The sequence below is a fragment of the Stenotrophomonas sp. S4 genome, from assembly GCF_054187805.2.
The window spans coordinates 4,699,445-4,710,000 of the sequence record NZ_CM196188.1 but is presented as its reverse complement, the minus strand read 5'-3'; the positions used below and the strand labels follow the sequence as shown (position 1 = coordinate 4,710,000).

8 protein-coding genes and 2 rRNA genes (1 of these 10 cut by a window edge) are annotated in these 10,556 nt (G+C 64.8%); 6 read left to right on the top strand and 4 right to left on the bottom strand.

Features of this window, described 5'->3' with window-relative positions; all coding sequences use genetic code 11:
* Both ACUZUJ_RS21900 and rrf read left to right on the top strand, forming a co-directional pair.
* Window positions 1-2,027: ribosomal RNA gene (locus ACUZUJ_RS21900) — 23S ribosomal RNA — on the top strand; it begins 851 nt to the left of the window's first position.
* Between the two features lie 126 nt (window positions 2,028-2,153).
* A 5S ribosomal RNA gene (gene rrf, locus ACUZUJ_RS21895) occupies window positions 2,154-2,268 on the top strand.
* Window positions 2,269-2,735: 467 nt separating this feature from the next.
* Here rrf and ACUZUJ_RS21890 read toward each other — a convergent pair.
* From ACUZUJ_RS21890 to hemH, 3 genes are all read right to left on the bottom strand, one after another.
* Window positions 2,736-4,841, bottom strand: a complete 2,106-nt coding sequence (locus ACUZUJ_RS21890) for a methyl-accepting chemotaxis protein (protein WP_458220342.1) — start codon at window positions 4,839-4,841, stop codon at window positions 2,736-2,738.
* 290 nt (window positions 4,842-5,131) lie between these two features.
* Window positions 5,132-5,986: an alpha/beta fold hydrolase gene (locus ACUZUJ_RS21885; protein ID WP_049446887.1), complete on the bottom strand. Its 855-nt coding sequence runs from the start codon at window positions 5,984-5,986 to the stop codon at window positions 5,132-5,134.
* A complete protein-coding gene (hemH, locus tag ACUZUJ_RS21880) occupies window positions 5,983-6,945 on the bottom strand; it encodes a ferrochelatase (RefSeq protein ID WP_458220345.1) in 963 nt (320 codons plus the stop codon). The genes ACUZUJ_RS21885 and hemH overlap by 4 nt, the downstream gene beginning before the upstream one ends.
* Window positions 6,946-7,110: 165 nt before the next feature.
* Between hemH and ACUZUJ_RS21875 the strand changes: the two genes are divergently transcribed.
* The 4 genes from ACUZUJ_RS21875 (at window position 7,111) to tatC (ending at window position 9,533) form a co-directional block, all read left to right on the top strand.
* Window positions 7,111-8,010, top strand: a complete 900-nt coding sequence (locus ACUZUJ_RS21875) for a lipid-binding SYLF domain-containing protein (RefSeq protein ID WP_101766332.1) — start codon at window positions 7,111-7,113, stop codon at window positions 8,008-8,010.
* A gap of 75 nt (window positions 8,011-8,085) precedes the next feature.
* Entirely contained in the window at window positions 8,086-8,313 is a 228-nt protein-coding gene (gene tatA, locus ACUZUJ_RS21870) for a Sec-independent protein translocase subunit TatA (protein WP_014648907.1), read from the top strand.
* Between the two features lie 15 nt (window positions 8,314-8,328).
* Window positions 8,329-8,787 (top strand): Sec-independent protein translocase protein TatB, encoded by a 459-nt coding sequence (gene tatB / locus ACUZUJ_RS21865; protein ID WP_049446893.1) that lies wholly within the window; start codon window positions 8,329-8,331, stop codon window positions 8,785-8,787.
* Complete coding sequence (gene tatC, locus ACUZUJ_RS21860; protein WP_005411675.1) at window positions 8,784-9,533, top strand: twin-arginine translocase subunit TatC; 750 nt, start codon at window positions 8,784-8,786, stop codon at window positions 9,531-9,533. The genes tatB and tatC overlap by 4 nt, the downstream gene beginning before the upstream one ends.
* Before the next feature lie 85 nt (window positions 9,534-9,618).
* Here tatC and ACUZUJ_RS21855 read toward each other — a convergent pair whose 3' ends face one another.
* Entirely contained in the window at window positions 9,619-10,539 is a 921-nt protein-coding gene (locus ACUZUJ_RS21855; RefSeq protein WP_049446895.1) for a BPSS1780 family membrane protein, read from the bottom strand.
* Window positions 10,540-10,556: the final 17 nt, after the last annotated feature.

Genomic DNA, 10,556 nt, shown 5'->3' with positions numbered 1-10,556 from the left:
TGTTATGGCTAGGGGGTCATCGCGACTTACCAAACCATTGCAAACTCCGAATACCGAGACGGACTGTATGGGAGACACACGGCGGGTGCTAACGTCCGTCGTGAAAAGGGAAACAACCCAGACCCACAGCTAAGGTCCCAAATTCACTGCTAAGTGGAAAACCATGTGGAAAGGCACAGACAGCCAGGAGGTTGGCTTAGAAGCAGCCACCCTTTAAAGAAAGCGTAATAGCTCACTGGTCGAGTCGGTCTGCGGGGAAGATTTAACGGGGCTAAGCAGTGAACCGAAGCTTGGGGTGCATACTTTGTATGCGCGGTAGAGGAGCGTTCCGTAAGCCGTTGAAGGTGGATTGAGAAGTCTGCTGGAGGTATCGGAAGTGCGAATGCTGACATGAGTAACGATAATGCGGGTGAAAAACCCGCACGCCGAAAGCCCAAGGTTTCCTTGCGCAACGTTAATCGGCGCAGGGTGAGTCGGCCCCTAAGGCGAGGACGAAAGTCGTAGTCGATGGGAAGCAGGTTAATATTCCTGCACCTCGCGTAAGTGCGATGGAGGGACGGAGAAGGTTAGGTGTACCAGGCGTTGGTTGTCCTGGGGAAAGGCGGTAGGTTTGGATCTTTGGCAAATCCGGGATCCTTTAAGACCGAGCACCGAGACGAGCCTTTAAGGCGAAGTCACTGATACCACGCTTCCAGGAAAAGCTCCTAAGCTTCAGCTTACGCAGACCGTACCGTAAACCGACACAGGTGGGTAGGATGAGAATTCTCAGGCGCTTGAGAGAACTCGGGTGAAGGAACTAGGCAACATGGCACCGTAACTTCGGGAGAAGGTGCACCCTTTTTGGTGGCTCGTGCGAGCTATAGCTGAAGAGGGTCGCAGTAACCAGGCCGCTGCGACTGTTTATCAAAAACACAGCACTCTGCAAACACGAAAGTGGACGTATAGGGTGTGACGCCTGCCCGGTGCTGGAAGGTTAATTGATGGGGTCAGCCGCAAGGCGAAGCTCTTGATCGAAGCCCCAGTAAACGGCGGCCGTAACTATAACGGTCCTAAGGTAGCGAAATTCCTTGTCGGGTAAGTTCCGACCTGCACGAATGGCGTAACGACAGCGGCGCTGTCTCCACCCGAGACTCAGTGAAATTGAAATCGCTGTGAAGATGCAGCGTTCCCGTGGCAAGACGGAAAGACCCCGTGAACCTTTACTATAGCTTTACACTGAACGTTGAGTTCGTCTGTGTAGGATAGGTGGGAGGCTATGAAACTGTGGCGCTAGCTGCAGTGGAGCCATCCTTGAAATACCACCCTGTCGTGCTTGACGTTCTAACCTGGGCCCATTATCTGGGTCGGGGACCGTGTATGGTGGGTAGTTTGACTGGGGCGGTCTCCTCCTAAAGAGTAACGGAGGAGCTCGAAGGTACGCTCAGCGCGGTCGGACATCGCGCACTGTGTGCAAAGGCATAAGCGTGCTTGACTGCAAGATCGACGGATCAAGCAGGTAGGAAACTAGGACTTAGTGATCCGGTGGTTCTGTATGGAAGGGCCATCGCTCAACGGATAAAAGGTACTCCGGGGATAACAGGCTGATACCGCCCAAGAGTTCATATCGACGGCGGTGTTTGGCACCTCGATGTCGGCTCATCACATCCTGGGGCTGTAGTCGGTCCCAAGGGTATGGCTGTTCGCCATTTAAAGTGGTACGCGAGCTGGGTTCAGAACGTCGTGAGACAGTTCGGTCCCTATCTGCCATGGGCGTTGGAGATTTGAGAGGGGCTGCTCCTAGTACGAGAGGACCGGAGTGGACGAACCTCTGGTGTTCCGGTTGTCACGCCAGTGGCATTGCCGGGTAGCTATGTTCGGAAGCGATAACCGCTGAAAGCATCTAAGCGGGAAGCGCGCCTCAAGATGAGATCTCCCGGGGCACAAGCCCCCTGAAGGAACCATGTAGACTACGTGGTTGATAGGTCAGGTGTGTAAGTACAGCAATGTATTGAGCTAACTGATACTAATGATCCGTGCGGCTTGACCATATAACCTCAAGTTGCCTTGGCTTTACGACAGCGTCGTAAGAGCATCCAAGTGCACGCTACGTCACAAGAACTATGCGAGGCTGGCGCCTTGTCCCACCGGGACGAGTGCGACTCTCCAAAAGCCTCCCTGGTGAAATTAGCGCTGTGGAACCACCCGATCCCATCCCGAACTCGGAAGTGAAACGCAGCTGCGCCGATGGTAGTGTGGCTCAAGCCATGCGAGAGTAGGTCATCGCCAGGGTTTACACCCAAAACCCCGCTGCTCACGCAGCGGGGTTTTTCTTTGTGCGCAGAAAATGCGGGTAGTGCCGGCCGCTGGCCGGCACCTCCGTGGCTGCACACCGGCCGGTAGATCCACGCCATGCGTGGATATTCTCCGCGGGCAGCCACAGCGCCAACCAAGGTTGGTGTCTACCGAGGGCATGCGGACCCACAGTAGATCCACGCTGTGCGTGAATGGGCTGTCCCTGCGAAGAGAGCCGTGCCAACCCCGGCAGCGGGTCAGACAGTGCGCGTCGCTGTGATTGCCGGCCAGCGGCCGGCACTACCGGTTGATCCATGTCGTGTGTGGATGCGACGCCAACCAGGGTTGGTCGCTCCTCACGGCAGGCCCGAAAGCGGCCTTTCCCTGACCCATCACGCAAAAGCAGGCAAAAAAACGGCGCCCTGAGGGCGCCGTCTTGATCAGGATCGAATTGCAGGCCCGGATCAGGCGGCCCGCGAGACCTCATGCGGTTCCTGCTGGCGGAACACCGACACCGCTTCGGTAAGCGTACCCGCCTGCGATTGCAGCTCGCGTGCGGCCGCGGTGGCTTCCTCCACCAGCGCGGCATTCTGCTGTGTGGCCTGATCCATCTGCACCACGGTCTGGTTGATCTGCTCGATGCCGACCGACTGCTCCTGCGAGGCCGCCGAGATCTCGTGCATCAGGTGGCTGACATTCTCCACGCCCCCGACAATTCCCTGCATCCGCTGGCCCGCGTCGGCCACCAGCTGTGCGCCTTCGCCCACCTGGCGACCGGCCTCATCGATCAGCTTCTTGATTTCCTGTGCGGCGGCGGCGGAACGCTGCGCCAGCACGCGCACCTCGCTGGCCACCACGGCGAAGCCACGGCCCTGCTCGCCGGCGCGGGCGGCTTCCACCGCTGCGTTCAACGCCAGGATATTGGTCTGGAAGGCGATGCCGTCGATCACGCCGGTGATATCGCCGATGCGCTTCGATGCACCTTCAATTGCCTGCATGGTATCGACCACGCGCTGCATGGCGATGTTGCCGTCACTGGCGGCGGCCTGCGTGGTGACCGCCAGCTGGCTGGCCTCGCGTGCATGGGCAGCGTTCTGGCGCACGGTGGCGGTCAGCTCTTCCATCGAGGCGGCGGTTTCCTGCAGGTGCGCCGCCTGGCGCTCGCTGCGCTCGGACAGCGCGCCATTGCCCGCAGCGATTTCGCTCGCAGCGGTGCTGATCGAGGATGCGCACTGCTGGATGCGGCCGACCATGCGCGCCAGCTGGCCGGCGGTGGCGTTGGCATCGCGCTGGATCGCGGCGAAGGCGCCGTGATACTCGCCGTGCATGCGTCGATCGAGATCGCCGTTGGCCAGCGCCGAGAGCATCTGCCGCACTTCGTCGACGGTACTGCCCAGCGTATCCAGCAACTGGTTGATGCCACCGGTCAGCCCATCAAGGAAGCTGGCGCCTTCGGTTGCCTGCAGGCGCTGGTCGAGGTCGCCGGCGGCGGCGGCCGCGACGATGCCGGCGACGGCGTTCTCCAGCGCGAGCTCATGGGTACGGTCATGCCACTCCACGGCGAAGCCCAGGCGCAGGCCCTGAGCGTCGAAGACCGGAGTAACCACCTGGGCGAAGTGCACGGGGCCGATCTGGACCTTGCCGTTGTGGGTGACCTGCAGGCCATTGAGGATGGCGCGGATGCGGTCCGGGTTGGCGTGGAAGCGATGGATGCTGCTGCCCACCAGGCGCTCGGCATCGAAATCGGGGAAGGCCTGGCGCAGCGTCGCCTGCTGGTTGCGCAGCAGGGCCACCACCGAGCGGTTCACGTAGCGGATCACGTGGTCGTTGTCGGCAATCATCATCGCGGTGCGTGAGGCATCGAGGGCCTGGCGGATCTGCGCGTTCTCGGCGTGTGCCTCCGCGTCGCGTCCACGCTGGGCCTGCACATGGCGTGCGGTGTCGGCCAACGCATGGGTCAGCGAACCCGGTGCATAGGCGCTGGTGTCGGCATGTGCACCAAGATCGGCGCCAGTGGCGATATCGCGCGCCAGTGCGGCCAGCCGGCGGGGGCCGTGGCCGAGTGCTTCGGTCTGCTGGCGGAGCCGCAGTGCGACCTGGCCAAGGAACAGGGTCAGGCCGGCGAGCATCGCGGCCTGCAACAGTGTCGGCCCCACCGCGGCACCCGCCTGCAGCGGCGCCAGCAGTGCGAGCGTGCCGATGCTGCCGGCCAGCCACACCGGCAGACGATCGCGATGGCCCAGCAGCACGCCCAGCAGCAGGGCGATCGGCAACGCCGGCGACAGTCCGGCGATCGCGCACAACAGGGCCAGCTGCAGCGACAACAGGATCGCCAGGCCGTTGCGGGCGATGGCGCGGCCTGCCAGCTGACCACCCAGCCACATGGCGGGCAACACCGCGCCGGCGGCCAACGCGGCGGCCACACCGTGCGGACCGCGCAGGGCCAGCACCAGGCCAGTCACGGCCAGCGCGGCGCTGCCGATCAGCAGTCGGCGGTCGGCGCCGCGGGCGAGCTGCTGCAGGTGCGACAGGCGGGCGGTATCGGGGGGACGGGCGGATGCAATGGACATCGGAGGCTCCTGGATCAGCAGACGACAACGAGCACGCCGCAACGCACGCAGCAGGGCGTGACCAGGGCGGGTGCCGGGAATTCGAGGGATGCGGCGCGATCAGCGACGCGGAGACGGGACACCGTGGCCACATCCTGTGGGTGACGGTGCAGCAGAGCGGGCATGCGGACTTCCTTGCAGAACCAGACACATGCCGCAGGACCGACCGGGCCCGCGTGCAGCGGGCGCAGGGGCCCGCAACTGATGTATCGGCCGCAGACGCGCGGAGTGAAGCGCGCGGGCGCCTGCGCTCAGCCGGCGTTGTCGTTGCTGAAGAAGTGCAGGATCACGTCTGCGATCTGTTCCGGGTCTTCCATGTGCAGGTGATGGTTGCCGGGAAACACGGCCAGCCGTCCATCCCGCAGGTGCTGCAGGCGATCGCTGCGCATCGGCTCGGGATAATACGACTGCGCCGGCGTGGCATAGATCACCTGTGTCGGGCAGGCGATGGCCTGCAGCAGGTTGTCGATCTGGCCTTCACTGAGGCGGATCGCGGTGGGCAGCATCAGGCGCGGATCACTGCACCAGCGATAGCCGCCTTCGATCGGTTCCACGCCGCGCTCGACCAGCAGCCGTGCGCACGGTTCGCTGAGCTGGTTGGTCATCATCCGTGCGCGGATCGGCGCGGCCAGGTCGGGGAACACGCGCAGCTGCTTGCGCGCCAACGCACGGGTGGCGTTCACATGCTCGCGCAGGCGATGGGCGGTTTCTTCCTCCGGGCCGCGCAGGCCGCCGAGTGCTTCGATCGCCACCAGGCGTTCGACGCGGTCGCTGACCGAGGCGGTGAGGCTGGCGATGCCGGCGCCCATCGAATGGCCGAGCAAACTGAAGCGCTCCCAGCCCAGCGCGTCGGCGACGTCGAGTACGTGGCAGATCGCAGCCGCCGTGGTGTAGCTGGCACCGGCCGGCAGGTGCGCGCTGTGGCCATGGCCGGGCAGGTCGATCGCCACCAGCTGCAGCGACGACAGGTGCGGGGCCAGCGGTACGAAGCTGGCGGCATTGTCGAGCCAGCCATGCAGGGCCAGCACGCGCGGGCCCTCGCTGCTGTTGCGCAGGCCGGCGACGCGGGTGCCGCCGACTTCGAGTTCAAAGGGCTGCAGACTCATGCCAGCGAGGCCACGGCCAGTCGCGCCAAGGCGCGCGCGTGTTCCGGTTCGGCATTGAGGCAGGGGATGTAGCGCATCGTCGCGCCACGTTCGGCCAGCGTTTCGGTGAAGCCCATCGCGACTTCTTCCAGCGTTTCCAGGCAATCGGTGGCGAAGCCGGGGCAGACCACGTCGATCTGCTTCACGCCGGATTCGGCCAGGGCCCACAGGCTCGGCTCAGCGTAAGGCTGCAGCCAGCGCTCGCGGCCGAAGCGCGACTGGTAACCCATCTGCCAGTCGTCCTTGCCCAGGCCCAGCGCGTTGGAGATGGCCTGCGCGCTGGCCTCGCAGCGCTGCGGATACGGATCACCCGCGTCGGCCAGGCGCTGCGGGATGCCGTGGAAGGAGAACATCAGCGTCTGGCCGCGACCGTGCTGCTCCCAGTAGCGCCGGATCGAGCCGGCAACCGCTTCGACCCAGCCCGGGTCGATCGAGTAGTCGCGCACCAGGCTGACGGTCACGCCTGGATTGCGGCGCTGCCAGGCGTCGACGCGGTCTTCGACCGAGGCGGTGGTGGTGGTCGAGTACTGCGGGTACAGCGGCAGCACCACGATGCGGCGTGCGCCTTCGGCGGCGAGGCGGTCGAGCTCGCTGGCCAGGGCCGGTTCGCCGTAGCGCATCGCGTGGCGCACCTTCAGGGTCGGCAGCAGGGCCTGCATGGCCTGCGCCAGCTGCCGGGTATGGACCATCAGCGGTGAGCCATCCGGCAGCCAGACCTGGGCGTACTTGGCCGCCGAACGACCGCTGCGCAGCGGCAGGATCAGCCCGCGCAGCAGCGGCTGCCACAGCAGCGCCGGGATCGAGACCACGCGGGGGTCGGACAGGAATTCGGCCAGGTAACGGCGTACGGCGGGGGCCGTCGGCGTCTCGGGCGTGCCTAGGTTGACCGCCAGCACGGCGGTATCGGGTGCGTCGAGCATGGTGTGCATTGTCGCCGATCCGGTGCCGCGCCGGGATGCAGGGTTCGGATTGCGGGCATAGCGCGCATCAATGTGAGCAGGGAACGCTCATTGGCGATTCATGACAACACTACTAATTTCAGTCACTTGCTATATCTTCCTATGGACTGACTTCTGGAGCCTGCCATGCGTCGCCCGATCCAAGCCCTGCTGATCGCCGCCAGCCTGCTGTCCAGCCAGGCCATGGCCGGACCGCAGGAAGACCAGCGCGCCCGCAATGCCGTGCGCGTGCTGGCTGAAATCCAGGAAATCCCTGAACAGGGGATTCCGGACAAGTTGCTCGACGAAGGCCGCGCGGTCATCGTCATTCCCGACACGATCAAGGCCGGTCTGGTCATTGGTGGTCGTCGCGGCCACGGCCTGATGTCGGTGCGCATGCCCAATGGCGCGTGGTCCAGCCCGGTATTCGTCAAGCTGACCGGTGGCAGCATCGGCTTCCAGGCCGGCGTCCAGTCTTCGGACGTGGTGCTGGTGTTTCGCAACGACCGCAGCCTGGACAACCTGGTCAACGGCAAGTTCACGCTGGGCGCAGATGCCGGCGTTGCCGCCGGTCCGGTCGGCCGCAATGCCGCCGCCGCCACCGACGGCCAGCTGAAGGCCGAGATCTGGTCCTGGTCGCGCGCCCGCGGCCTGTTCGCCGGTGTTGCGCTGGATGGCGCGGTGCTGCAGATCGACGATGCCGCCAACCTTGACGCCTACGGCAGCAACACCACGCCGCGCATGATCTTCGAAGGTCGCGCCGTCGGGTCGCCGTCGATGGACGTGGTCGCCTTCCGTGATCGCCTGGAAGAGGCCACCTACGCCGCCCGCAACAACCGCAACGGCAACGGTGGCAACGCGCCGCGCCCGGCGCCGGCCCCGCCTGCCGCTCCTGCGCCTGCGCCTGTTCAGGCAGCGCCGGCGGCCCCGGCCGAAGCCACCACCGCGCCGCTGCAGAACGTCCCGCAGAACCCGCCGCCGCAGCAGCAGGGCTTCCAGCCGGTCAACGACGGCGAAATCCGCACGGAAACGCTGGGCGGAAACTGACTTTCGTCACGCGCGCCGGCTAACAGCCGGTGCGCTATGCTCGACAGCCTGATCACTAACGTAACGAGCGTCTTTATGGGCAGTTTCAGCATCTGGCATTGGTTGGTCGTGCTGGCCATCGTCCTGCTGGTGTTCGGCACCAAGCGCCTGACCAGTGGCGCCAAGGACCTCGGTTCGGCGGTCAAGGAATTCAAGAAGGGCATGCGCGACGACGACAAGCCGAACGCGCAGCTGGGCGACGAGTCGCGCAGCCAGGACGCCTCGCGCACCGCGCAGGACGAGCACGACCGCACCCCTCGCTGATCCGGAGCGGTCGCGGTGTTTGATATCGGCTTCAGCGAACTGCTGGTGATCGCCGTGGTCGCCTTGGTGGTGCTCGGTCCCGAGCGCCTCCCCAAGGCGGCCCGCTTTGCCGGCCTGTGGGTGCGTCGTGCCCGCAATCAATGGGATTCGGTGAAACAGGAACTGGAGCGCGAACTGCAGGCCGAGGAGATCAAGCGGCAGATGCAGGACGTGCGCCAGGGCATGCAGGACACCGAGAACCAGCTGCGCGCCAGCGGCGAAGCGATCCGTCGCGAAGCGCAGGAAGCGCAGCAGCAGGGCGATACGCTGGCGCAGGAGGTGCGCGCACCGGCGCCCGCGGAGCTGCCGCCGCATATGAGCGGCCTGCCCCATGCCGATGCACCGGTACAGGAGAGCGTTGCTCCCGAGCCGACGCCGGCGACAACCCCTGAAGCCGGTGCACCGCCGCCGCAGAGCACGGAGCGCCAGCCATGAGTGAACAGGATTTCGGCGAAAGCTCGCTGGTCGAGCATCTGGTCGAACTGCGCGGCCGTCTGGTGCGCGCACTGCTGGGCCTGGGCGTGGTGCTGCTGGCGCTGCTGCCGTTCACCCAGAAGCTGTACAACGCGCTGGCCGAACCGCTGGTCTCGCAGCTGCCGAACGGGCAGACGATGATCGCGACCAATCCGGCCGGTGCCTTCTTCGCGCCGTTGAAGCTGACCTTCTTCGTTGCCCTGTTCGTGGCGGTGCCGTGGCTGCTGTACCAGCTGTGGGCCTTCGTCGCGCCCGGTCTGTATGCGCGTGAGAAGCGCCTGGCGGTGCCGCTGCTGGTGTCGTCGGTACTGCTGTTCTACACCGGCTGCGCCTTCGCCTACTTCCTGGTGCTGCCGGCGGTGTTCCACTTCCTGACCACCTTCAGCCCGGACGTGATCGCGATCACCCCGGATGCGAATGCCTACCTGGATTTCGTGCTGGCGATCTTCTTCGCCTTCGGTGGCAGTTTCGAACTGCCGGTGGCGATGGTGATCCTCGTGCTGCTGGGCTGGGTGACGCCGCAGCAGTTCAAGGAAGGCCGCGGCTACGCGATCGTCGGCATCTTCGTGCTGGCAGCGGTGCTGACCCCGCCGGATGTGGTCTCGCAGTTGATGCTGGCGATCCCGATGTGCCTGCTCTACGAGCTGGGCATCCACGCCGCACGCTGGCTGGTGCCGTCGTCGGTAGTGAAGAAGCCCGCCGCCTGAAAGAAAAAAGGGGACGGAGGGGATTAAGTCGTTAGCTGCACACACTGGGCACAAACGACTTAATCCCCTCCGTCCCCTTTTTCCGTCAGGCGTGGAAGATGTCGCTTGAGGTCGGGGTGGTCGGGGTGGTCGGGATCGGCGGGGCGGCGCGGCTGCCGCGGTGCACGAACATCTGTTTCCACGCGGCGTAGACCGCGCCGACATACAGCGGCATCAGCACCGTGGTCAGCACCAGCTGCGCGATGAAGGCCGCAGCCAGCGGGCCACCGATCAGCATCGCGATCTGGATCACGATCACGAACAGGATGTAGATGCAGAACGCGGCGATCAGGCCGAGCACGGCGAACACGATCATCGCGCCGATGTTCTCGATGCAGCCCTGCAGGCTCAGGCGCAGCGCGTGCATGCCGCTCTGCTTGTCGAACACCACCAGCGCCGGCTGGGTGAACATCGCCAGCGACAGCGCAACCGCGCTCAGGAACACCAGCAGCATCCACAGTGCGATGCGCTTGGCCGGCAGGTTGGCCACCAGCGCGGCCGCATCATCCGGCTTGATCTGCTGGCCACTGCGGCTGATCTCTTCCATCTTGGTCATGACCTCGCTGAAGGCGGTGAAGCCCTCGCGGCCGATCATCATGAACAACAGCGCGCCCAGCAGCAGGACCGCCAGCACCTGGATGGCCAGCGGCACCAGCAGGTGGCTGACGCGGTGGTCGCGGATCGGCTGCAGCAGGTGCGAGGCCAGGCCCGGGCGACCTTCGTCGATCTCACCCACGGCGTACAGCATGCCGCCGAACATGATCGGCGAGATGGCCAGGGTCATCAGTTGTACGGCCATGCCGGCGGCGCCGGGAATCAGCGTCGACAACAGGGTGACCACCCAGCTCACCAGCAGCCAGGTCAGACCGATCCGGGCCAGCTGCAGCGGCGCGCGCCGATACAGCGAGAACGTATCCAGCAACCACTGGGCGCCCGCCGAGGCCGGCAGCTTGCGAATCTCTTTCATGGACATCCGGGAAGGAC